General features: G+C 71.4%; 22 protein-coding genes and 1 tRNA gene. 17 read left to right on the plus strand and 6 right to left on the minus strand.

Translation table 11 applies throughout. The annotated features are described in order from the left end of the window. Positions 1-103 precede the first annotated feature (103 nt). Positions 104-292 (plus strand): hypothetical protein, encoded by a 189-nt coding sequence (locus tag RWH45_RS12750; protein ID WP_315995280.1) that lies wholly within the window; start codon positions 104-106, stop codon positions 290-292. A gap of 31 nt (positions 293-323) precedes the next feature. Here RWH45_RS12750 and RWH45_RS12755 read toward each other — a convergent pair whose 3' ends face one another. Then, a complete protein-coding gene (locus RWH45_RS12755) occupies positions 324-2,996 on the minus strand; it encodes a phosphoenolpyruvate carboxylase (protein WP_315995281.1) in 2,673 nt (890 codons plus the stop codon). A 336-nt stretch (positions 2,997-3,332) separates the two neighbouring features. Here RWH45_RS12755 and RWH45_RS12760 point away from each other — a divergent pair, with 336 nt between their 5' ends. Both RWH45_RS12760 and hisS read left to right on the plus strand, forming a co-directional pair. Continuing rightward, the gene (locus RWH45_RS12760; RefSeq protein ID WP_315995888.1) at positions 3,333-3,938 is read left to right on the plus strand and encodes a nucleoside triphosphate pyrophosphohydrolase; all 606 of its coding nucleotides are present in this window, start codon (positions 3,333-3,335) and stop codon (positions 3,936-3,938) included. Positions 3,939-4,065: 127 nt separating this feature from the next. Further along, complete coding sequence (gene hisS / locus RWH45_RS12765; protein WP_315995889.1) at positions 4,066-5,313, plus strand: histidine--tRNA ligase; 1,248 nt, start codon at positions 4,066-4,068, stop codon at positions 5,311-5,313. A gap of 45 nt (positions 5,314-5,358) precedes the next feature. On the opposite strand, the gene RWH45_RS12770 is transcribed toward hisS, so the two are convergent. Continuing rightward, on the minus strand, positions 5,359-6,216 hold the full coding sequence (locus RWH45_RS12770) for a helix-turn-helix transcriptional regulator (protein WP_315995282.1): 858 nt from the start codon (positions 6,214-6,216) through the stop codon (positions 5,359-5,361). 122 nt (positions 6,217-6,338) lie between these two features. On the opposite strand from RWH45_RS12770, the gene RWH45_RS12775 reads away from it, so the two are divergent. The 11 genes from RWH45_RS12775 (at position 6,339) to RWH45_RS12825 (ending at position 16,839) form a co-directional block, all read left to right on the plus strand. Continuing rightward, positions 6,339-7,781: an MFS transporter gene (locus RWH45_RS12775; RefSeq protein ID WP_315995283.1), complete on the plus strand. Its 1,443-nt coding sequence runs from the start codon at positions 6,339-6,341 to the stop codon at positions 7,779-7,781. Positions 7,782-7,896: 115 nt separating this feature from the next. Continuing rightward, entirely contained in the window at positions 7,897-8,706 is an 810-nt protein-coding gene (locus tag RWH45_RS12780) for an SGNH/GDSL hydrolase family protein (protein WP_315995284.1), read from the plus strand. A 123-nt stretch (positions 8,707-8,829) separates the two neighbouring features. Beyond that, positions 8,830-9,621, plus strand: coding sequence for a cytochrome c oxidase assembly protein (locus RWH45_RS12785; RefSeq protein WP_315995285.1), 792 nt, complete (start codon positions 8,830-8,832; stop codon positions 9,619-9,621). 31 nt (positions 9,622-9,652) lie between these two features. Continuing rightward, positions 9,653-10,333, plus strand: a complete 681-nt coding sequence (locus RWH45_RS12790; RefSeq protein WP_315995286.1) for an O-methyltransferase — start codon at positions 9,653-9,655, stop codon at positions 10,331-10,333. Between the two features lie 62 nt (positions 10,334-10,395). Next, positions 10,396-11,676 (plus strand): phosphopyruvate hydratase, encoded by a 1,281-nt coding sequence (gene eno / locus RWH45_RS12795; protein WP_315995287.1) that lies wholly within the window; start codon positions 10,396-10,398, stop codon positions 11,674-11,676. A 254-nt stretch (positions 11,677-11,930) separates the two neighbouring features. Then, positions 11,931-12,548 carry an FtsB family cell division protein gene (locus RWH45_RS12800; protein ID WP_315995288.1) on the plus strand — a complete coding sequence of 206 codons (618 nt, stop codon included), beginning with the start codon at positions 11,931-11,933 and terminating at the stop codon, positions 12,546-12,548. 100 nt (positions 12,549-12,648) lie between these two features. Next, positions 12,649-13,167 carry a DUF501 domain-containing protein gene (locus RWH45_RS12805; RefSeq protein WP_315995289.1) on the plus strand — a complete coding sequence of 173 codons (519 nt, stop codon included), beginning with the start codon at positions 12,649-12,651 and terminating at the stop codon, positions 13,165-13,167. Next, positions 13,164-14,483, plus strand: a complete 1,320-nt coding sequence (locus RWH45_RS12810; protein ID WP_315995290.1) for a S8 family serine peptidase — start codon at positions 13,164-13,166, stop codon at positions 14,481-14,483. Before RWH45_RS12805 ends, RWH45_RS12810 begins: the two co-directional genes overlap by 4 nt. Further along, positions 14,480-15,880, plus strand: a complete 1,401-nt coding sequence (locus tag RWH45_RS12815; RefSeq protein WP_315995291.1) for an NAD(P)/FAD-dependent oxidoreductase — start codon at positions 14,480-14,482, stop codon at positions 15,878-15,880. Before RWH45_RS12810 ends, RWH45_RS12815 begins: the two co-directional genes overlap by 4 nt. Before the next feature lie 214 nt (positions 15,881-16,094). After that, a tRNA-Leu gene (locus RWH45_RS12820) sits at positions 16,095-16,167 on the plus strand. A 102-nt stretch (positions 16,168-16,269) separates the two neighbouring features. Next, positions 16,270-16,839 (plus strand): LemA family protein, encoded by a 570-nt coding sequence (locus RWH45_RS12825; protein ID WP_315995292.1) that lies wholly within the window; start codon positions 16,270-16,272, stop codon positions 16,837-16,839. 45 nt (positions 16,840-16,884) lie between these two features. On the opposite strand, the gene RWH45_RS12830 is transcribed toward RWH45_RS12825, so the two are convergent. Beyond that, the gene (locus RWH45_RS12830) at positions 16,885-18,126 is read right to left on the minus strand and encodes a winged helix-turn-helix domain-containing protein (RefSeq protein ID WP_315995293.1); all 1,242 of its coding nucleotides are present in this window, start codon (positions 18,124-18,126) and stop codon (positions 16,885-16,887) included. A 69-nt stretch (positions 18,127-18,195) separates the two neighbouring features. On the opposite strand from RWH45_RS12830, the gene RWH45_RS12835 reads away from it, so the two are divergent. Together RWH45_RS12835 and ilvA are read left to right on the plus strand one after the other, a co-directional pair. Beyond that, positions 18,196-19,386 carry an AI-2E family transporter gene (locus RWH45_RS12835; protein ID WP_315995294.1) on the plus strand — a complete coding sequence of 397 codons (1,191 nt, stop codon included), beginning with the start codon at positions 18,196-18,198 and terminating at the stop codon, positions 19,384-19,386. Then, positions 19,383-20,612 carry a threonine ammonia-lyase gene (gene ilvA, locus RWH45_RS12840; protein ID WP_315995295.1) on the plus strand — a complete coding sequence of 410 codons (1,230 nt, stop codon included), beginning with the start codon at positions 19,383-19,385 and terminating at the stop codon, positions 20,610-20,612. The genes RWH45_RS12835 and ilvA overlap by 4 nt, the downstream gene beginning before the upstream one ends. A 234-nt stretch (positions 20,613-20,846) precedes the next feature. Here the strand turns inward: ilvA and greA are convergent, their stop codons facing one another. Both greA and RWH45_RS12850 read right to left on the minus strand, forming a co-directional pair. After that, entirely contained in the window at positions 20,847-21,338 is a 492-nt protein-coding gene (greA, locus tag RWH45_RS12845; protein ID WP_295840371.1) for a transcription elongation factor GreA, read from the minus strand. A 106-nt stretch (positions 21,339-21,444) separates the two neighbouring features. After that, positions 21,445-21,840 carry a DUF4307 domain-containing protein gene (locus RWH45_RS12850; RefSeq protein ID WP_315995296.1) on the minus strand — a complete coding sequence of 132 codons (396 nt, stop codon included), beginning with the start codon at positions 21,838-21,840 and terminating at the stop codon, positions 21,445-21,447. A 63-nt stretch (positions 21,841-21,903) separates the two neighbouring features. Here RWH45_RS12850 and RWH45_RS12855 point away from each other — a divergent pair, with 63 nt between their 5' ends. Then, positions 21,904-22,179 (plus strand): hypothetical protein, encoded by a 276-nt coding sequence (locus RWH45_RS12855; RefSeq protein ID WP_315995297.1) that lies wholly within the window; start codon positions 21,904-21,906, stop codon positions 22,177-22,179. Between the two features lie 91 nt (positions 22,180-22,270). Here the strand turns inward: RWH45_RS12855 and trhA are convergent, their stop codons facing one another. Next, entirely contained in the window at positions 22,271-22,963 is a 693-nt protein-coding gene (gene trhA, locus RWH45_RS12860) for a PAQR family membrane homeostasis protein TrhA (protein ID WP_315995890.1), read from the minus strand. Positions 22,964-22,989: the final 26 nt, after the last annotated feature.

The raw sequence follows: 22,989 nt of genomic DNA on the forward strand, positions 1-22,989 counted from the left end.
AAGGGGGACGCGTACCGGCGCTTCCCGGTACCCGCGGAGCGACCCGTTTGGTGTACGTCGGCGCGCGGTCACGCTGTGCGTGGCAACAGCCCGCGGACGCGGCATGCCTTCGCACACCTGGGTTCAGAACCGCACGTTCAGCCCGACGCCGTCGCTCGGCGTCGTCGCTCGACGTCGTCGTGCCGTCGTGGTGGCGTCGTCGTGCTCGCGCGGTCGTGTGGGTATCGACGCCACCGAAGGTCGTGTGCGCATCGACGCACCCGGAAAACGACGATGCGCCGACCCCGGGTGAGGAGTCGACGCATCGCGGGGGGTGGAGCGGTTCAGCCGGTGTTCTGAAGGCCGGCCGCGACACCGCTCACCGAGAGGAGGAGAAGGCGCTGGTGCTCGGCATCCGGAGTCGGGTTCTCGGAATCGACGTCCCGCAGGGCGCGCAGCGCGCGCAGCTGCAGGAGCGACAGTGCGTCGACGTACGGACTGCGCATCTTGACGGCCCGCTGCAGGATCGGCTTGTTCCCCAGCAGGTCGCCGCCGGTGATCCGCTCGACCCAGGAGCGGGTGAGCAGCATCTCGTCCATGACGAGGTCGGCGAGGTCGTCGCGGTCACCGAGGGCGAGGTAGCGCCGGGCGATGCGTTCGTCGGCCTTCGCGAGACTCATCGCGACGTTGTCGATCATCGTGCGGAACAGCGGCCACTGCTCGTACGCCTCTCGCAGACGCTGCTCGTCGCCGACGGCGTCGAGCGCCGTGCCCAGGCCGAACCAACCGGCGAGGTTGATACGCGCCTGCGTCCAGGAGAACACCCACGGGATCGCTCGGAGGTCTTCCAGCGACTCCACCGAGAGACCGCGACGGGCGGGCCGTGAGCCCAGCGCGAGGTGCCCCAGCTCCTCCATCGGCGTGACCGTCGCGAACCACGGCGCGAAGCCCGGAGCCTTCACCAGCGCGAAGAACCGCTCGCGCGAGGCGACGTCCATCTTCTTCGCGACGTCGGCGAAGGCGTCCGCCGCCCCGCGGTTGCGGCGTTCGATGGAGGGGGAGGACGCCGTGAGCACGGCCGCCGCGACCTGGTCGATGTGGCGCATGGCGATGTCGGGGTCGCCGTAGCGCGCGAAGATGACCTCGCCCTGCTCGGTGAGCTTGAAGCGGCCGTCGACCGAGTGCGGGGGCTGCGCGAGGATCGCGGAGTTCGCCGGTCCTCCGCCGCGCCCGAGCGCTCCGCCGCGACCGTGGAAGAGGGTGAGCTCGATCCCCTCGGTCTCGGCCCATGTCGAGATCGCGGCCTGGGCCTCGTACAGCGCGAGGTTGGCGGCGACGGGTCCGACGTCCTTCGACGAGTCGGAGTAGCCGAGCATGACCTCGAGGCGGCGGCCGGTGGCATCCAGGCGGCTCACGAACGAGGGGTGCGAGACGATCTCGGCGAGGATGCCGGGGGCCGCCTGCAGGTCGGCGAAAGTCTCGAACAGCGGGATGACGTCGAGCACGGGCAGGGCTTCGCCCGGCCCCATCGCGTAGGAGGCGAGCTCGTGCACGTTCGCGAGGTCTTCCGCCGACTGCGTGAACGACACGATGTAACGGCCGGCGGCGCGGGGGCCGAAGCGCTCCTGCACGTAGGCGATCGAGCGGAACACCTCGAGGACCTCGTCGGCCTGCTCGCTGCGGGCACCGCCCGCGCGCAGCTCGTCGAGCACCTTGCGGTGGACCGCCGAGTGCTGCCGCACCTCGAGTTCGGTGAGGTGGAAGCCGTAGGTCTCGACCTGCCACACCAGGCGCTGCAGAGCGCCGTACGCCTGACGCGCGGCACCCGCGGCGACGAGCGAGTCCTGTACGGTCCGAAGGTCGGTGAGCAGGTGCTCCGGGTCGCGGTAGGCGAGGTCGGCGTTCCGCGTGCGGGTCGCGGCGATCTTCCGCGCGAGCAGCAGCAGGATGCGCCGGTGCGGCTCGTCGGGCGAGCGCTCGGCGATCTCCGCTGCGGCGTCTTCGTCGGCGGCGCGCAGACGGTGCCACAGGGCGACGAGGGCGTCACTGGGCGCAGTGGTCTCGGCATCCAGGGTCAATCCCCGTCCCACGCGCTGCGTGGTGCGCTCAAGGCCCAGGAGCACGTGTTCGCTGGCGATCGCGGCCGCCTTGCGGGTGACGGATGCCGTGACGAACGGGTTGCCGTCACGGTCGCCGCCGACCCAGGAGCCGACGCGCACGAAGGGCTTCACGATCGGCGCGCGGGCGCCGGCGTTCTCGCCCTGGAGGATGTCGTCGATACGGCGGTACACGCGCGGGACCGCGGTGTAGAGCGTCTCGTCGAAGACGGCCATGACCGAGCGCACCTCGTCGACCGGTGACGGCTTCTCGCGCCGCAGCGGGGCGGTGCGCCACAGGGTGTCGATCTCCTCGAGCATGCGACGCTCGGCACGGCGGCTCTCGCTGTCGTTGCCGGCGGCGTCGTCGTGCTCGGCGAGCAGTTCGGACAGGCGGCGGATGCTGGTCGAGATCGCTCGGCGGCGGGCCTCGGTGGGGTGCGCGGTGAAGACGGGGTGGAAGCGCAGAGCCTGCAGGCGCGCGAGCGCTGTCTCTTCGCCGACCTCGCCGGCGAGACGCTCGAACGCCGTCGCAATCGTGTCGGGGGTGCCGGAGCGCGACGGGCGATCGCCGCGCTCGCGCAGCACGCGCACGCGCTGGTGCTCCTCGACGAGGTTGACGAGGTGGAAGTACGCCGTGAAGGCGCGTGCCACTTCGTCGGCACGCTCGATCGACAAGCCGTCGGCGATGGCCGCCGCCCGCTCGAACGCTTCGGGCGTCTCATCGGTGTAGGCCTGGATCGTCGCCGTGCGCAGCCGCTCGACGTCGTCGTACAGTCCGGGGGAGCCGCTCTCCTGAAGGACGCGGCCGAGGAGCGATCCGAGCAGGCGCACGTCGGCGCGCATCTGTTCGGGCAGTTCCTGGCCGGCTTCGAAGCGGCCCACGAGGTCGATCGCCTCGGTCGGGGTCAGTTCACGCACACGCCCCAGATTATCCGCGTCCTGTTGCGCGCAGATCACGTGTGACGCGGGGCCGCCGTCTCGCACGGCGAATTCCGGACAATATCCGGCTACGGGTGGCGAGGGCCGCAGGATTTCGGCCCGTTCCGGGATCGGCATCCGGCTTTCCGGTCACGTCGATATCGACGACCTCGCGCGGGGCGGCGCAGGCCCCGCCTCGACCGCGACGGCCATGAAACGGGGAAGGAGCGCGCCGCGCGAGAGTTCCGCGGGGCATACTCGTCGACAGCGGGCCCGTCGGGGGCCGCGGAGGGAGACACCGTGAGCGACGACGCCCTGCGAGAAGCCGCCCGGACGATGCACGCCGTGCGCGAACGGTGCGTGTGGACGCAGCAGATCGACCACCGCGACCTCGTGCCCTATCTCGTCGAGGAGAGTGCCGAGGTCATCGACGCCGTCGAGGCGGGCACGCGCGCCGACCTGCGGGAGGAGCTCGGCGATCTGCTCTGGCAGGTGCTGTTCCACGCGGAGATCGCGGCGGGCGACCTCGACGACCCCTTCGACATCGACGACGTGGCGCGCGGTCTGACCGAGAAGATGGTGCGGCGGCATCCCCATGTCTTCGCGGGCGCCGTGGCATCCACGCCCGAAGAGGTGCTCGTGCACTGGAACGCGGCGAAGGCGGCCGAGAAGCGCGAGCGTACGAGCGTGCTCGACGGTGTCAGCGATCACATGCCCTCGCTCAGCCTCGCGCAGAAGGTGATCGGCAAGGCCGCGCAGGTCGGGGTTCCCGCCCCGCATCACCGACTCGCCGACCCCGCCTCCGAGGCCGAGCTCGGTGACGCCCTGCTCGCCCTCGTCCAGCTCGCGCGGGAGCGCGGCTGGGACGCCGAGCGCGCACTGCGCGAGCGCCTGCGCACCGTTCGCGCCGACGTGCGGGCCGCCGAGACCGCGGCCGGTTGACGACACCGCAGGCGCAGGATGACATCCGCCTACGGTCTCGGCACGTGCATGCGGTCTCGGTGGAGCGTTCGACCGCGCGCGAGCCTGGAACAATGGGACCGTGGCATCCGTGAATCCGCCGCGCGGCATGCGCGACTTCCTCCCCGCTGACAAGGCCCGTCGCGAGCGCGTGCTCGCCGTCATCCGCGAGCGCTACCGTGCGCACGGCTTCGACGAGATCGAGACGCCCGTCATGGAGGAGTACTCGCGTCTGCACGCCGGTCTCGGGGGGGATAACGAGAAGCTGTCGTTCAGCATCTTGAAGCGAGGGATGGATGCCGAGGGCATCCGCGCCGCGGCCGACGACCCGGCGGCGCTGGCCGACCTGGGCCTGCGCTACGACCTCACGGTTCCGCTGGCACGCTTCTACGCGACGAACCGTGCGCAGCTGCCGACGGTGTTCCGCGCGATCCAGATGGCTCCCGTCTGGAGGGCCGAGCGCCCGCAGAAGGGGCGCTACCGCCAATTCCTGCAGTGCGACATCGACATCATCGGCGACGCGTCCGCGCGCGCCGAGGCGGAGCTCATGATCGCGAGCCTCGACGTGCTCGACGCGCTCGGCCTCGAGGGCGGATCGATCCGCGTGAACGACCGACGCTTGCTCGACGCCATGCTGGACGTCTTCGGCTTCGCCCCCGACGAGCGCCCCGGTGTGCTCATCACGATCGACAAGCTCGACAAGGTCGGCCCCTCGGGCGTCATCGCCGAGCTGCGCGAGCGCGCGGCGACCCCCGCGGCCGTGGACGCCCTCGCTGCGTACCTCGAGCGGCCGGCGGGTGCGCCGACTTTCGACGACGCGGGGATCCGCGCGGCCCTGCCCGACGGAATCCCGGACGAGGTCATCGCCCACCTCGTCGCCCTGGGGGAGACGGTGGCAGCCGCCCGCGGTGCGGACGCACCGCTCGTGTTCGACCCGTTCCTCGTGCGCGGCATGGGCTACTACACGGGCACGATCTTCGAGCTCGCGCACCCGAGCGTCGACTACTCGCTCGGCGGCGGCGGCCGCTACGACGGCATGATCGGTCGGTTCCTCGGCCAGCAGGTGCCGGCGGTGGGCTTCTCTATCGGCTTCGAGCGCATCGTCGACCTGCTGCCCGACGACGAGGCCGACGGGGATCGCTCCGTCGTGCTCGTGCACGACCGGGACGTTCCGCTCGATCGGCTGGTCGCGCTGAAGGGCCGCCTCATCGCCGACGGGGCGCGCGTGCGTCTCGAGCAGCGGGTGAAGAACATGAAGGCCCTGCTGGAGCGGTCGGCGGCCGACGGGTACACCGCGTTCGCCTCCGTGGGGTCCGACACTACGGTGGAGTCGCTGGAGCTCAAGCCCCTGTCGTGAGGCTCGGGTCGCCGGGGCGGCCGAGGTCGGCGCCGCGCCGGGACCTCACGCCGCCACGCTGACCAGAGCATCGCTCGGACGCTCCGCGGCGAGCCGTTCGAGGCGCTCGGCGGTCGCGGCATCCCGAGGAGAGAACCACACCACGCGCGAGCCGAGTGCCTCGTCGATCCACAGGCTCGACATCTCGAGGTGCAGCTCGCCGACGCGGGGGTGGAGCAAATGCTTGAGGGCGTTTCGCTCCCCGCCCACGTCGCCCAATCGCCACAGCTCACCGAAGCGCGGCGACATCGCCTCGAGTTCGGCCACGAAGCGCTGCCACGACGCCTCGTCGTGGTGGCGGCCGTAGGCGGTGCGCAGGCGCGCGGCGATTCGTCGCTGCGCGTGGTCGAGGTCGACGTGGGCGCGCTGCCACGCCGGATCGGTGAAGAGCAGGACGGCGCAGTTGCGGCGGTCGACGGGCAGGTCGTCCAGGTCGTCGAAGAGGTAGCGGTAGGAACGGTTGAACGCGCGGATGTCGAAGCGCGCGGTCTGCACCGCGGCGGGGTAGGGCAGGAGCTTCTCGAGCAGGTCGAGGTGGGTCTGCCCGACGCACGTCCGCGTCGCGCGGTCGGGGAGGGGGAGGTCGGCCAGGTCGAAGAGGTGGTCGCGCTCGTCGTCGCTGAGCAGCAGCGCGCGGGCGATCGCCGTCACCACCTGGGCCGAGGCGGCGATCGGGCGCCCCTGCTCGAGCCAGGTGTACCAGGTCAGCCCCACCCCGGCGAGCTGCGCGACCTCTTCGCGGCGCAGCCCCGCGACCCGGCGGCGCGTCCCGTCGGGCAGGCCGACGTCGGCGGGGCGCAGGCGCGCGCGGCGGCTCCGCAGGAACGCGGCGAATTCCGCGCGGACATCGTCGGACCGTGTCATGGCATCCTCCTCCGGCGATCCTAGAACCGCCCACGTCCTGCATCCGCCCCGTGAGGAGTGGTGGCAGTACCAGGATGAGCGGGCTCCTGGTACCAGGATGCGACGCGCTCCATGCTGGCACCATGACCACCTCCGCACAACCGGCGACCGGCAGCGCCCCGACGCCGATCCGCCCCCAGGCCGACGACGTGCCGACCTGGCGCTACCTCGGTTTCCTGCTCGGCCCCGGTGCCGGCACGTTCGCCTTCAACGCCGTCACCGTGATCCTCCCCACGCTCCGCGAGCGGTTCGGGGCCGGCGACGTCGCCCTCGAGCTCGTCATCGCGGCGTACGGCATCCCGTTCGCGGTCCTGCTGATCCTCGGCGGGAGACTCGGGGACCGCTTCGGGCGCCACCGCCTCTACACGCTCGGGATGGGGCTGTTCCTGGTGTCGGCGATCGCCTGCGCCCTCGCGCCCTCCATCGAGACGCTCATCGCCGCCCGAGTGGTGCAGGGCGTGGGGGCGGCGCTGTGCACGCCCCAGGTCCTCGGCACCATCCAGGCGACCTCGCGCGGAGCGGCGCGCACCCGCGCGATCGCCGCCTTCGGGGCGAGCGGCGGGATCGGCGCCGCCGTGGGGCAGGTGGCCGGTGGTGCGCTCGCGGCCCTGTCGTTCGGTCCCGTCGAAGGCTGGCGTGCGGTGTTCGTCGTCGTCGCCCTCATCGCGGTCGCGGCGATCTCGTTCGCGCCCCTCGCCCCCCGCTCCCGCTCGCACGAGGTGGTCGCGATCGACCTCGTCGGCACGGCGGCGCTCGCCGTCGGCATCCTGGCGGCCTCGGTCGCCTTGACCTTCGGGCCGGTGTGGAACTGGTCGTGGCCCGTCGCGATCGCCCTCGTCGTCGCCGCCGTCGCCCTCGTGGCGATGTGGCGGCACCAGAACGGCATCGAGCGGTCGGGGCGCGTGCCGCTGCTTCCGCCGAGCGTGCTGCGCCTGCGTCCCTTGCAGCTGGGCCTGCTCGCGGCCGCGCTGTTCTTCGCCGGCTACTCGGCTCTGCTCTACGTCTTCCCGCGCGCGGTCGAGGCCGGCGGGCTCAGCTCCCTGCAGGCGGGGCTCGCGCTGCTGCCGTTCGCCGTGGTGTTCGCGGCCATGTCGCTCGCGGTCGCGCGGGTGCAGAGCCGACTGGGCGACGCGACGCTCGTGCTCGGGGTCAGCGTGCAGATCGTCGCCCTCATCGCGATGGCGGCGACCCTCGGCGTCGCGTGGGGCAGCGACATCGGGCTGTGGCTGCAGCCGGCGCTCGTGCTGCTCGGCGTCGGTCAGGCGCTCATCTTCTCGCCGCTCACGCAGCTCGTCGTGCGCGAAGTGCCCGTCGAGGCGGCGGGGCTGTCGGGTGGAATGTTCAGCACCGCCCAGCAACTCGCGCTGTCGTTCGGCGTCATCGTCATCGGGGGTGTCGTGACCTTCACCGGCGCGGCCGGCCGCGACGAACTCCTCGCCGGTCTCGCGCTCGACATCGGTCTCGCGGTGGCGGTGCTGGCTCTCGCCCTCGTGCTGCGGGCGCGGGGCGCTCGCGTCGCCGGCTGAATCGGTGCGTCGGGCTTCGGCATCCGGAGAAGACCCAGGATGCCGGGAGCCCGCCGTCGCCGCGCTGTCACGGTGTGTCCACCGGCCGTTCACCGCGGGCCGGTCTCATCGGAGCATGCGTCGTCCGGTGACCGTGACCGCCGCCTCCGCGATCGCGTTGCTGGGCGCCGGGGCCGTGGGGCTGCGCACCCTCATCGCCCGCCAGGCGGCGATCGCACGGCGCCGCATCGGCAAACCACTGGGGGAGCAGGCGCTCGACGCCGACCGGGTCTGGCGACGCAAGAAGCACCCGGGGCCCCCGGTCGAGCTGCTGCTGCTCGGCGACTCGATCGCGGCCGGCTTGGGCGCCGCACATCGGCGCGACACCCTCGGGGCGCGTCTGGCCAAGGGCATCGCCCGCGCGGCCGGGCGACCGGTGCGGTTGCGGACCGAGGCGGTCGTGGGGTCGGAGACCTCGGCGTTGGTCGGACAGCTCGCGGCGCTGCCCGAGGGGTACCGTCCGGATGCCGCGGTCATCGTGGTCGGCGGGAACGACGTGACGCACCGCATCCCGGCCTCCCGCTCCGCGGGGCAGCTCGAGGAGATCGTGCGCGCGCTCCGGGGGAGCGGGATCCCGGTCGTCGTGGGCACCTGCCCCGACCTCGGCACGCTGCGGGCGATCCCGCAGCCGCTCCGGGCGCTGGCCGCGCGATCGTCGCGGCAGCTGGCCGCCGCGCAGGCCGCGGCCGTGCACCGGTCCGGGGGTCGCGTCGTCGCGCTGGCGAGAGCGGTGGGACCGGTCTTCGCCGAGCGTCCCGACGAGATGTTCAGCGTCGACCGCTTCCACCCGAGTGCCCTGGGGTACCGCCGTACCGCGGAGGCGCTGCTGCCGGCGGTCCTGGCGGCGCTGGAGGTCGCGCCGGTCGTGGTCAGGGCGGAGCGCTGAGGGCTGCGGGGGACCGGGTCCCGGCTCCCGCATAGCTTCTCGGCCTAGCGTTCCCTCACGCCTCCCGTCGATGTCTTCCTCCGCACCTGGCGCGCCGATCCCCTCACGCTCGGCGTGCTGCTCGTGGCATCCACGGCCTATCTGCTCGCCGTGCGGCGGTCGAGTCGCCGGGGAGAGCCCTGGCCGCTCCGGCGCACGATCGGCTTCTTCGCCCTCGGGCTGCTGCCGTACGCCGTGATCGAGCTCGGATTCCTCGGCGTGTACTCGGGGCAGCTGCGGTGGGCGTTCTCGACCCGCATCGCGCTGCTGATCTTCGCCGTCCCCGCCGGGATCGCCGCCGGACGTCCGCTCGACCTCGTCCCCCGGGGTGTGCGCGAGCGCCTCCTGGCCGCACGGGTCACGCGCGTCTTCGGCAACGCGATGGTGGCCACCGTCGTCATCGCCGCGGTGTTCTGCCTCTTCCTCACGCCGGTGGCCGGCATCCTGCGCGTGAATCCCCTCGTGCAGGCATCTCTCGGCGTCGTCGTGCCGCTCGTGGGGTCGGCGATGGTGCTGCCCATGATGGCGCTCGGCGCGGTCCACACGGGCACGTTCATCGCGATCGAGTTCCTGCTCGCGTTCGTCGAGCTGCTCATCGACTCGGTGCCGGGGCTGCTGATGCGCCTGAACGACTCGGTGCTGGATCTCGTCCCGGATGCCGCGAAGGCGGTGTCGTGGTGGCCGTCGCTGCTGCACGACCAGCACCTCGCGGGCGACATGATCTGGTTCATCGCCGAGTTCGCCGACGTGCCGATCCTCGTCATCCTCATGATCCGATGGATGCGGTCGGACCGCGTCGAGGCGAAGGGCTTCGACGACCTCTCCGACGACGAGTACGACGAGATGACCCGCGCGCACCTCCGCGGCGAGCGTTGACCCGCACCCTCCGCCGCGCCAGGGTGGAGGGGTGCCCACCTCCGACGACGTCGATGCGTTCCTGACCGAGACGCTCGTCGGCTCCGACCCCGCGCTGGACGCGGCGCTGCGCGCACAGCACGACGCCGGCATGCCCGCCATCGAGGTCGCGCCGGTGAACGCGAAGTTCCTGCACCTGCTCGCGCGTATCGCGGGCGCTCGCCGCGTGCTCGAGATCGGCACCCTCGGCGCATACTCCACCATCTGGCTCGCCCGGGCCGTGGGGGCGCACGGGCGCGTCGTGACGATCGAGGCCGAACCGGCCAACGCCGCCGTCGCGCGGGCGAACCTGGAGCGGGCGGGAGTGGCCGAGCGCGTCGACATCCTGCTCGGTCGCGGCACCGACGTGCTGCCGACTCTCGACGGGGGAGACCCCTTCGACCTCGTCTTCATCGACGCCGACAAGGAGTCGAACACCAGATACCTCGACTGGGCGGCGCGCCTGGGCCGCCCCGGCACGGTCGTCGTGCTCGACAACGTCGTGCGCGGGGGAGAGGTGGCGGATGCCGGGACCGCCGACTCGAAGGTGCAGGGTGCTCGTCGGGGCGTCGAGATGCTCGGAAGCGACCCGCGCTTCGACGCGACGGCGTTGCAGACCCTCGATCGCAAGGGGTGGGACGGGATCGCGGTGGCGATCATCGTCGACCCCACGCCCGGCGGGACGGGTCACTAGACTCGACGGTGGACCGACGACGCTCCACCCTCTTCCACCCAAGAACCAACGAGGAGTCCTTCGTGGCACTTATCGAGGCTGTCAACGCGCGCGAGATCCTGGATTCGCGCGGTAACCCGACCGTCGAGGTGGAGGTGCTCCTCGACGACGGAATCGTCCAGCGGGCGGCCGTCCCCTCCGGCGCGTCCACCGGCGCGTTCGAGGCCTACGAACTGCGCGACGGCGACAAGAGCCGCTACAGCGGCAAGGGCGTGCTCAAGGCCGTCGCCGCGGTCGTCGACGAGCTCGGCCCCGCCATCGAGGGCGTCGAGGCCAGCGAGCAGCGCATCATCGACGAGATCCTCATCGAGACCGACGGCACCGACAACAAGTCGCGCACCGGCGCAAACGCCATCCTGGGCGTCTCGCTCGCCGTGGCCAAGGCCGCCGCCGACAGCGCCGACCTTCCGCTGTTCCGGTACCTCGGCGGACCGAACGCGCACCTGCTGCCCGTCCCGCTGTTCAACGTCATCAACGGCGGCGAGCACGCCGACAACGGCATCGACTTCCAGGAGTTCTTCCTCGCGCCCATCGGCGCCGACACCTACGGCGAGTCGCTGCGCTGGGGCACCGAGGTCTACCACGTCCTCAAGGGCGAGCTGAAGTCCGCGGGCTACAACACCGGTCTCGGCGACGAGGGCGGCTTCGCCCCCGACCTGCCCAGCAACCGCGAGGGCCTCGACTTCCTCATCCGTGCGATCGAGAAGGCCGGCTTCACCCCCGGCAAGGACATCGCCGTCGGACTCGACGTCGCCGCCACCGAGTTCTACAAGGACGGCGTGTACACCGTCGAGGGCAAGGAGTGGAGCGTCGACACGCTCGTCGACTACTTCGCCGACCTCGTCGCGAACTTCCCGATCGTCACGATCGAGGACGCCCTCGCCGAAGACGACTGGGACGGCTGGAAGAAGCTGACGGATGCCATCGGCTCCAAGGTGCAGCTCGTCGGCGACGACCTGTTCGTCACCAACCCCAAGCGCCTGCAGCAGGGCATCGACCTCGGTGTCGCCAACTCGCTGCTGGTCAAGGTGAACCAGATCGGCACGCTGTCCGAGACGCTCGACGCGATCTCGCTGGCGACCCGCTCGGGCTACACCTCGATGCTCTCGCACCGCTCGGGCGAGACCGAGGACACCACGATCGCCGACCTCGCGGTCGCTGTGAACGCCGGCCAGATCAAGACCGGTGCCCCGGCGCGCAGCGAGCGCGTCGCGAAGTACAACCAGCTGCTGCGTATCGAGGAAGACCTCGGCGACGCCGCGGTCTTCGCGGGCCGCTCGGCGTTCCCCCGTTTCAAGGGCTGAGCGTCTGACATCCGAGGAGGGGGAGCCCACGGGCTCCCCCTCCTTCGTCGTTTCCGGCGACGACCATGTCGCGCCGCGGGGTGGGGCCGCGTTCGCGAGCCCGACCCGTGGCATCCGCTTCAGGCGGCGCGCGGCGGGGGCCGACCCCGTGGCACCGGCCACCGAGCACGCGGCGTGGCCCACCGGGAACGCCGAGACCGCCGACGTAGACTCGCCTGCGGTCCGGGCATGCGTGCACCGGCGGATGAGAGGGGATGGACGTGGACCGACCGACACTGCCTCCCCGCAAGACGACCGCCCCCCGGCCGCCCGCCGGCAAGAAGGCGCCGCGCCGCCAGCCCGATCCGACCGCCTCGCGGCGCCCGACGGCCCCGCCCCGGTCGGCGGGCGGACAGCGCGTCGACGTGCGCGAGTGGCTCGGGAAGGTGCGCATCTCGGGTTTCGTCGTCATCATGCTGGGTCTGGTCGTGCTGGGCACCTTCGTGCTCGTGCCCACCGTCGGCACGTACATGGACCAGCGCCAGCAGATCCAGGCACTGCGCAGCGCCGTCGCCCTCAGCCAGTCGGAGGTCGCCGACCTGCAGACGCAGCGCGAGCGGTGGTCGGACCCGGCGTACATCCGCACCCAGGCGCGTGAGCGGCTGGGGTACACCTTCCCCGGCGAGGTCGTCTACCTGATCGACAACGATCTGCCCGCCTCGGCGACACCCCAGGAGCAGGCCGACGTCAGCGAAGACGTCGGGCAGACGCGCACCGACTGGATGGCGCAGCTCGCGCGCTCGGTGGCTGCGTCCGGTGCGGCGCAGGTGGCCGTCCCGTCGCTGCAGATCGGCGTGCCCGACCCCGCCCCGACCGAGCCGCCGGCCGGCTGACCGCCCCTCGGTCGCCCCCGGATGCCGGGTCCAGCCGCCGCCGCGCCGGGCGCCGCCCGCACCGGGCGCGGTGTCGGACGCGCCGGGTACCCTGTCAGGGATGACTACCGCACCTCTTCCCCCCGCTTCCGACGCCGACCTCGCCGTTCTGCAGGCGCAGCTCGGCCGTGTTCCGCGCGGGGTCATCGGCATCGCCGCGCGATGCGTGTGCGGCAATCCGACCGTGGTGGCGACCTCGCCGCGGCTCGACGACGGCAGCCCGTTCCCGACCTTCTACTACCTGACGCACCCCGCAGCGACCGCGGCGATGTCGGTGCTCGAGGCCGGCCACGTGATGAAGGAGTTCTCCGACGAACTCGCCTCCGACGAGGAGCTGCAGCAGGACTACCGTCTCGCGCACGAGGCCTACCTGCGCGACCGTGCGGCGTACGGCGAGCCCGAGGAGATCGCGGGCATCTCGGCGGGGGGGATGCCGACACGCGTGAAGTGCCTGCACGCTCTCGCCGGGCACGCCCTGGCGGCCGGCCCGGGCGTCAATCCGATCGGGGACCGGGCTCTCGAGCGCGGCACCTGGTCGCCCGATCGCTGCGTCTGCGAAAGCCCCGGGGCCGGCGGATGAAGCGCGTCGTCGCAGCCGTGGCATCCGTCATCCTGATGGCGGTGATGACCGGTGCGACGGCGTCTCCCGCGGCGACACAGGGCCCGGTGCCGGAAGACCCCACCGACTCGGTGCGCGCGTCGGAGTACTGGCTCGACCAGTACGGCGTGCGGGAGGCCTGGAAGACCACCCGCGGCGCGGGGCAGAAGATCGCCATCATCGACACCGGGATCGCCCGCGGTCCCGCCGAGTTCACCGGCGCGGTGGCCGGCGGCACCGACGTCTCCGGCGTGGGTGCGTCCGACGGGCGCACGCCGGTGGGAGCGGTGGATGCCAACCACGGCAGCTGGGTCGCCTCGCTCGCCGCGGCGCGCGGCACGGGCAACGGACGCGGCATGATCGGCGTGGCGCCCGAGGCCGAGCTGCTGTCGATCTCGGTCGGATTCGGCGCGTCGAGCACGAAGCCGTTCTCGGAGCAGATCGCCGAGGCGATGACGTGGGCGGTCGACAACGGCGCGACCGTCATCAACCTCTCGCTGACCACCAACACCCTCGACTGGGACACCAGTTGGGACACCGCGTTCGAGTACGCCTTCGATCACGACGTGGTCGTGGTCGTCGCCGCAGGCAACCGGGGGAGTGGCACCGACCGCGTGGGCGCCCCGGCGACCATCCCGGGCGTCCTCGCGGTGGGCGGCGTCGACCCGAACGGCACCGCGAGCAGCAGCGCCTCCACCCAGGGCATCACGATCGGGCTGTCCGCCCCCAGCGAGCGGCTCATCGGCGTCTCCTCCGACGGCACCCTCGTCGGCTGGAACGGGACGAGCGGGGCGGCGCCGATCGTCGCGGGCATCGCCGCGCTGGTGCGCTCGGCCCACCCCGACCTCGACGCGAACAACGTGCTCAACCGGCTGATCCAGACCGCGAAGCGCGCGGCTGGGGCGACGAGCGTTCCCGACAAGCTGTACGGCTACGGACTGGTGGATGCCGCCGGCGCGGTGTCGGCGAGGGTCGATACCGTCAGCGAGAACCCGCTGGGCAGTCTGAAGGAATGGATCCGCCTCTACCGTCGCGCCGACGCGGAGCCGGCGCCCGAACCGACGGCGAGCCCTGTCGAGATCCCCGCTCTGCCGCCCGTGGAATCCGCACCCGAGGCCGGTTCGCCTCTGCTGCCTTCACGCGATAGCGTGCTCTACGGATCGCTGCCGCTCGGGGGTGCCACGCTGGCCGCTATAATGATTGCGCTCGGCGTCAGTGCTGCTGCCCGGCGAATCCGACAGGCGCGCACCTCCCGCGAGCCGAGCCGCACCACAAACGAGGAGTCCCTCCCATCGTGACCACTACCGTGCCCAGAATCCTCATCGTCGGTGGGGGCTACGCAGGTTTCTACACCGCCTGGAAGCTCGAGAAGCTCCTCGGGCGCAACGAGGCCGAAGTCACGCTCGTCGACCCGCTGCCGTACATGACGTACCAGCCGTTCCTTCCCGAGGTGGCCGCCGGCGAGATCGAGCCGCGCCACGTCGTGGTCGGCCTGCGCCGCCACCTCAAGCGCACCACCGTCATCGCGGGCAAGGTCACGGGCATCTCCCACGCGACCAAGACCGCCACGATCACCCCGATCGCGGGCGACGAGACCTTCGAGCAGGGCTACGACCAGATCGTCGTGACCGCCGGTGCCGTCTCGCGCACGTTCCCGATCCCCGGCATCGCCGACAACGCCATCGGTCTCAAGACCATCGAAGAGGCCGTGGCCATCCGCGACCGCCTCACGTCGAACTTCGACAAGGCATCGGTGCTGCCCGCCGGTCCCGAGCGCGACCGCCTTCTGACGGTCGTCGTCGTCGGTGGCGGGTTCGCCGGCATCGAGGTGTTCGCCGAGCTGCGCGCCTACGCGTCGTCGCTGCTGAAGCAGTACCCCACGCTGTCGTTCGACGACACGCACTTCCACCTCATCGAGGCCATGGGCCGCATCATGCCCGAGGTGTCGCAGAAGACGAGCGAGTGGGTGCTCGCCGACCTCGCGAAGAAGGGTGCCTTCGTGCACCTCGACACGCAGGTCAAGGGCGCCGTGGACGGCGTCATCGAGCTGTCCACCGGTGAGCAGCTGCCCACCGACCTCATCATCTGGACCGCGGGCGTCATGGCGAACCCCACGGTGGTGCGCGGCAGCGACCTCCCCGTGGAGGAGCGCGGTCGCATCCGCACCCGTCCCGACCTGCGCGTCGGCACCGACGAGGAGATCGTCGAGGGTGCCTGGGCCGCCGGTGACGTCTCGGCCGTTCCCGACCTGTCGGGTGGCGGCGTCGGCGGGTTCTGCGTTCCCAACGCGCAGCACGCGGTGCGTCAGGGCAAACTGATGGCGAAGAACCTCGTGGCCGTGCTGCGCGGTGAGGAGCCCAAGCAGTACAACCACAAGAACCTCGGCGCCGTCGCCGGTCTGGGCCTGTACAACGGCGCGTTCCAGTCGGGCAACATCGCCCTGACCGGTCTGATCGCCTGGTTCGCCCACCGCGGTTACCACGGTCTGGCCATGCCCACGTGGGAGCGCAAGTTCCGCGTGATCGGCGACTGGATGCAGAACTTCGTCCACGGCCGTGAGGTCGTGTCGCTCGAGGCCGTGCAGAAGCCCCGCGCGGCGTTCGAGGAGTTCGCGGCACGTCCGCGCCCGGCGGCTCCCGCGGCCGACGCCCCGGCCCCGGCCGAGAAGAAGGCCGAGCCCGTCGCGGCGAAGTAACGTCATCGATTTCGAGACCCCCGTGCCCCGTGTGGGTGCGGGGGTCTCGGCGTGAGAGGTCGCCGCCGGCTCGCGCCGCGGGAGGGTCGGGGCGAGGCCCTTCTGCGGACGTCGTGACGGGCGCGCCGGGTCGCGGCATCCGGGGTTCGCAGGTGAAGGCCGCGGTCCGCGGGACGACGGCCACGCTGCCGCCCCGCGCTACGGTGGGAGCCGGGCCCCCGTAGCCCAATGGCAGAGGCAGGCGACTTAAAATCGCTTCAGTGTGGGTTCGAGTCCCACCGGGGGTACGGCATCCATCGCATCCGCTGGGAGTCGCCGCCCGGCTCCGTCACGCCGACCGGCCCGCAGTTACACTGAAGGGCAATCTCTCGAACGGAGTGTGGGGCCTTATGTGGGAGTGGCTCGTACCGGTCATCGTGATCGTCGGCATCCTGGTCATCGCCGGCATCTACCTGTGGGCCACCTACAACGCCCTCGTCTCGCTCAACGTGCGCGTCGACGAAGCGTGGAGTGACATCACGGTACAGCTCAAGCGTCGCGCCGATCTGCTGCCCAACCTCATCGAGACGGTGAAGGGCTATGCGGCGCACGAGAAGGCGGTCTTCGAGAACGTCACCCGCGCCCGCGCCGAGACGCTGAACGTCGAGAGCCCCGCCGAGGCGGGTGTCGCCGAGGGCCACATGCAGCAGGCGCTGAAGTCGCTGTTCGCCGTGGCCGAGGCCTACCCGCAGCTGCAGGCGAGCCAGAACTTCCTCAAGCTGCAGCAGGCCATCGTCGACACCGAAGACAAGATCCAGGCCTCTCGCCGGTTCTACAACGGCGGTGTGCGCGAGCTCAACACCAAGATCAAGGTGTTCCCGAACAACCTCTTCGCTCGTCAGCTCGGCTTCCACGAGCGTGAGTTCTTCGAGGTCATCGACGGCGCGGCCATCTCCGAGCCGCCTCGCGTGCAGTTCTGACCTTCTCGCAGATGCGCCCTCTCCGCTCGTCGGAGGGGGCGCATCTCACGTGGAGCGCCCGTCGGGGTGCTCGTGCCGCTCGGCCGAGAGCGCGCCGGCGATCGCATCGGCGGCGTCTCCCCATCGCGACACCGTCACCCGCTCCAGGCCCTGCCATCGCGCGGCGGTGCGCAGCTCGGCGGCGACGCGTTCCGCGGCATCCGGGGAGACACCGTGCTCCCACCACGCCGACTGCACCCGCAGGGCACTCGCCCCGCGGTCGGCTTTGAGGTCGAGGCGGCCCACGACGTCGTCGCCGACGAGCACCGGAAGCGAGTAATAGCCGAACCGGCGCTGCGGTGCCGGGGTGTAGATCTCGATGCGGTAATCGAAATCAAAGAGGCGCTCGGCACGATCGCGGAACCACACGACGGGGTCGAACGGCGTGAGCAGCGCGGTGGCGTCGACCGTGCGGGGCCGTGCCGCGTCGCGATGCAGCCAGGCCTTGGCGGGGCGGCCTGCGACGGACCATCCCTCGACCTGCACGGGCTGGAGCTCGCCCGCGTCGACGAGGTCGTGGATGGCCGCCATGACCGCCGGCCGATCGCGGATGCGCCAGTAGTCGGCCAGGTCGGACGCCGTCGCCACGCCGTAGGCCGCCGCCGCCCTCCGAACGAGCTCGCGGATGGCATCGGCCCGGGGCACGGGCGTCTCGAGCGAGGCCGCAGGCAGCACGTCGGATGCCAGAGCGTACCGACGCTCGAATCCGCGGCGCCCCGCGATGGCCACCTCGCCGAACAGCCACAGGCGCTCGAGGCCGTTCTTGACGTCGTCCCAGCCCCACCACGACCCGCGAGAGCCACTGCGGGCGTCGTGATCGATCTGCGCGGGCCGCAGCGGCCCCCGCTCGGCGAGTTCGTCGCGCAACCACTGCAGGAGGGGCTCGTTGGCCCGCGCCCACGCGTCGTCGCCGTACTTGCGGCGCAGGTCGTCGCGGCGGAACTGCAGGAGCGGCCAGTCGTCCGCGGAGACGAGGGATGCCACGTGCGCCCACGACTCCACCCAGCGCGGGCGGCGCGAGAAGGCGAGGGCGTCGAGGAGGGCCGTGTCGTAGGCGCCGAGGCGCGCGAACAACGGCATGTAGTGCGAGCGGGAGAAGACGTTGACGGAGTCGATCTGCAGGATGCGCATGCGACGCAGGGTCGCTGTGATCTGGCGCGTGCCGACCGTCTCGGGCCGCGGTCTCGCGAAGCCCTGGGCGGCGAGGGCGATGCGGCGCGCATCGGCGCGACGGAGCGTCGTGGTCATGCCTTTCACCGTATCCACCGCCTCCGACATCCAGCGTTCGCCGGGGGTGCGCGGCGGTAGGCTGACGGGATGAGTGGAACCGATCCCGAACCCCGCGGATCGTTCCTCGACGCCCTCAAGCGGCGCACCGTCTCGAGCGACCTTCAGCCCCCGGTCCCTCCGGCGCTTCGTCAGGCCACCGCGTACGCCTGGCGGTTGCTCGTGATCGCCGCCGCTCTCGGCGTCGTGATCTTCCTCGTCATCCAGCTGAAGCTCCTCGTGGTGCCCCTGCTCGTGGCGATCCTGGTGACCGCGCTGGTGTGGCCCGCGTTCTCCTTCCTCCTGCGGCACCGGTGGCCCAAGTGGCTCGCCATCGTCGTGACGGTGCTCGGCACCATCGCCCTCATCTCCGGACTCGTCTGGCTGGCCGTCTGGCAGATCACGCGCGAGTTCGGGTCGGTCCGGGAGCGCACGGTCGACGCCGTCTCGCAGTTCCGGCAGTACCTGATCGACGGGCCCCTGCACCTGAGCGCGCAGCAGATCGACGACGGTCTGCGGCAGGCCGGTACCTTCCTGCAGCAGCAGGCCGAGGTGCTGTGGACGGGCGCCCTCGCCATCGGGACGACTCTCGGCCACGTCGGCACGGGAGTGCTGCTGACCCTGTTCATCCTGCTGTGCCTGCTCGCCGACGGCGGGGGGATCTGGCGGTGGACCACGCGCCTGTTCCCCCGTGTCGCCCGACCGGCGGTCGACGGCGCGGGTCGCGCGGGCTGGCGGACCGTCAAGAGCTATGCCCGCACGCAGTTGCTCGTGGCCACCATCGATGCGATCGGCATCGGGCTCGGCGCGTTCCTCCTCGGTGTCCCGCTCTCGATCCCGATCGGCGTGCTCGTGTTCCTGGGCGCGTTCATCCCGTTCGTGGGAGCTGTGGCCACCGGGGCCCTGGCGGTGTTCATCGCCCTCGTCTACAACGGTCCGCTCGTCGCATTGTTCATGCTGATCGTCGTCCTGGGCGTCCAGCAGATCGAGAGCCACGTGCTGCAGCCGATCCTCATGGGCTCCGCGGTCAAGGTGCATCCGCTCGCCGTCGTGCTCGTCGTCGCCGGCGGCGCGATGATCGGCGGGATCGCCGGTGCCCTGTTCGCCGTGCCCCTCGCGGCCTTCGTCAACGTCGTCGCCGTCTACCTCAGCTCGAAGGCCTGGCAGCACGACGGGCAGGCCCTGGCATCCCGAGATCTCATCTGGCAGACCGTCCCGCGTGAGCGCGGAAGGAGATCATGAACGACACTCCCACCCTGGCCGAGTTCGAGGATGCCGCGCAGGCTCTGCGCGGCATCATCACGCGCACGCCCCTCGACGAGTCGCTTCACCTGACCGACCTGCTCGGCGTGCCCGTCAACCTCAAGCTCGAGAACCTGCAGCGCACCGGCTCGTTCAAGATCCGCGGGGCGACATACCGGCTGTCGCGCCTGACGGCCGACGAGCGCGCCCGTGGAGTCGTGGCCGCGTCGGCCGGCAACCACGCGCAGGGTGTCGCTCTGGCGGCGCAGCAGCTCGGAATCGCGGCGACGATCTTCATGCCCCTGGGTGTACCCGTGCCCAAGCTCCTCGCGACGCGCGGCTACGGCGCCGAGGTGATCCTCGAGGGGGCGACGGTCGAGACCCCGCTCCGCCTGGCCGCGGAATTCGCCGAGCGTACCGGAGCGGTGCTCATCCACCCGTTCGACCACCGCGACATCGTGGTGGGGCAGGGGACGTTGGGGCTCGAGCTGGTCGAGGACATGCCCGACCTCGAGACCGTCATCGTCGGTATCGGCGGCGGCGGGCTGGCCGCGGGTGTCGCGGCGGCGGTCAAAGCGCGGGCGGCCGCGGAGGGGCGCCAGGTGCGCGTCATCGGCGTCCAGGCGCACAACTCCGCCGCCTACCCGTCCTCCCTCGCCGCCGGGTACCCGATGCAGGTCGAGACCACCCCGACCATCGCCGACGGCATCGCCGTCGCGCGGCCGGGCGACCTTCCCTTCGAGCTCATCCGGCAGTACGTGGACGAGGTCGTCACGGTCACCGAGGACGACATCGCCCGCGCACTGCTCGTGCTGCTCGAGCGCGCCAAGCAGGTGGTCGAGCCGGCCGGCGCCGTGGGTGTCGCGGCGATCCTCGCGGGCAAGGTCAGGGCGAGCGGTCCCACCGTCACGATCCTCTCGGGCGGCAACATCGACCCGCTGCTCCTACAGCGCGTCGTGGCGCACGGGCTGTCGGCATCCGGTCGCTATATGTCGCTGCGCATTCCGCTTCCCGACCGCCCGGGCCAGCTGGCCCGCGTCTCGGAGCTCCTCGCGCAGGTGGGGGCGAATGTCATCGAGGTGCTGCACACGCGGCACGGGCAGGGGCTGCAGATCAGCGAGGTGATCCTGCAGCTGAGCGTCGAGACCCGCGGCGCCGAGCACCGCGCGCTGGTCATCGAGACGCTCGAGGATGCCGGCTTCGTCGCGACCGTCGTCCCGGACTGACGTCGGCGACGGGTCGCAACGTCCCGGGCCGACCTCGGCGGCGATCGTCACCGGCTCCGGGGTCGTCCCCTCCGCGATGTGCGCACTCTCCGTCGCGGGGCCGTGGTCCGGGCCGAGGTTGCGCGCATCGCGAGGTCGTGCGCGTCGGCCGGGGCGCGCGTGTGCGGCAGGCCGCCCCAAACGCCGCGAGCCGCCACCCCGATGGCGGGGGAGCGGCTCGCGGGCGGACCGGGCTTACTGGCCGGAGTAGGTCTCGACCTTGACGATCTCGACCGAGATCTCCTTCCCGTTGGGCGCGGTGTACGAGCCCTTGTCGCCTTCCTTGAGGCCGAGGATGGCGGCCCCGAGAGGCGAGGCTTCGCTGTAGACGTCGAGCTCCGAGTTGGCGGCGATCTCGCGGTTGCCGAGGAGGAACTTCTCCTCGCCGCCGGCGACGACGGCGGTGACGACGGTTCCCGACTCCACGACACCGTGGCTCTCGGGGGCCTCGCCGACCTTGGCATCCTTCAACAGCTGCTGCAGCGTGCGGATGCGCGCCTCCTGCTTGCCCTGCTCGTCCTTCGCGGCGTGGTAGCCGCCGTTCTCCTTGAGGTCGCCCTCTTCGCGAGCGGCCTCGATGCGCTTGGCGATCTCCTCGCGACCCGTGGTCGAGAGGTGCTCGAGCTCGTTGGCCAGGCGGTCGTAGGCGTCTTGCGTGAGGAACGTCACCTGAGCGTCGTTGGACACGGTTACTCCTTCGTCGAGGCGCTGACGGCGGGCGGTGTCGGGCCGTCGGCGGGGGATATGTCGAACGCCCCGGCATCGTGCCGGGGCGCGTCGTGATTCCGCGAGTTTACGGCACCCAGCAGGCGTTGACAAAACCCGTGGTCGCGAGCGACAGCGTCGGAATCTCCTCGGTGAAAGCCCGCGTGTGGTCCTCGGATGCCGGGTACTCGACGACGCGCCAGCCCACGGTTCCGTGCTCTTCGTCGCGGGCCTCGAGGGCGCAGGCGACGGGTCGGCCGGTGGGCGCGGTGATCTGGAACGTCGCGGTGACGGTGCGGTCGTCCACCACGGTGTAGCCGGTGTCGGTGGCGGTCACCGAGTTCAGGCTGCTCGACACCGTCGTCCAGCCCAGGAAGCCGATCGCGCCGAGGGCGAGGACGCCCACGATGGACCAGCCCACGATGCGTCGTCGCGGAGAGCGCGTGCGCCCGTAACGGTCGTCGAGTCGGGCGTGCGTCGTCATGCTCTCTCCGGGCTTTAGGCTGGACTTCCAGGCTACGCGCTTCCGCCCGGATAGAAGGTCTCCATGCACCCCGTGATCGTCGCTCTCGCGACAACGCCCTCCCCGGCCGTCACCCCCGACGAGTCGATCGTCACGCCCGGGCCGCTCGGATTCGCCGCGATCGCCTTCATCGGCATCGCCGTGTTCCTCCTCGTGTGGGACATGCTGCGTCGCATCCGTCGCGGCCGCTACCGCGAAGAGGTCAACGCGGAACTGGACGCCGAGGAGCAGGCGCTCGCAGCGGAGCGGGCCAGCGACGTCGACGACGAGGACATCGACCCGGCCGCTCCGCGCCGCTGACCCACGGCCGCGAGCCCGCGGCATCCGTAGCCTCCGAATCAGTCGACAGGAACGGTCGCTCGGAAGCGACGTGATCCGGCGACGCGCGCGGTCAGCTCCCGTGATACGCCGGAGCGAGGGCGATCAGCAGGCACGCGGTCCAGTGGCAGAGGAACGCCAGGACCGTGCAGACGTGGAAGATCTCGTGGAACCCGAAGTGCCCGGGCCAGGGGTTGGGCTTCTTCAGGGCGTAGATGATGGCGCCGGCGGTGTAGAGCAGGCCGCCCACGACGACGAGCACCATCATGGCGACGTTCGCCGCCAGCAGGTCGCCGAGGTACATCACCGCCGCCCAGCCCAGGGCGAGGTAGAGGGCGACGTAGAGCCAGCGGGGGGCGTTGATCCAGAACACCCGGAACAGGATGCCGAGCAGCGCGCCGCCCCACACGATCGACAGCAGCAGCACGGTCTTCGGTGTGGGCAGGGCCAGCACCGCGAGCGGGGTGTAGGTGCCGGCGATGAGCAGCAGGATGTTCGCGTGGTCGATGCGCTTGAGCACCGCCAGGGTCCGGGGCTTCCAGTGGAAGCGGTGGTACAGCGCGGAGTTGCCGAACAGCAGCATCGAGGTCGCCATGAACACCGCCGCGGCCCACTTGCCGGGAGCGCCCTGCGCGAGGGCGATGAGCACGATCCCGGCGGCGATCGCGACGGGGAACGTGCCGGCGTGGATCCAGCCGCGCCAGGTCGGCTTCAGCTCGGCCTGCGCCCCCACGGCTCCCGCCTCGAGCAGGGGGAGCTGGGGCATCTCGGGGCCGTCGGCCGGGGTTCGGG

The organism is Microbacterium galbum (genome assembly GCF_032464915.1).
Classification (GTDB): domain Bacteria; phylum Actinomycetota; class Actinomycetes; order Actinomycetales; family Microbacteriaceae; genus Microbacterium; species Microbacterium galbum.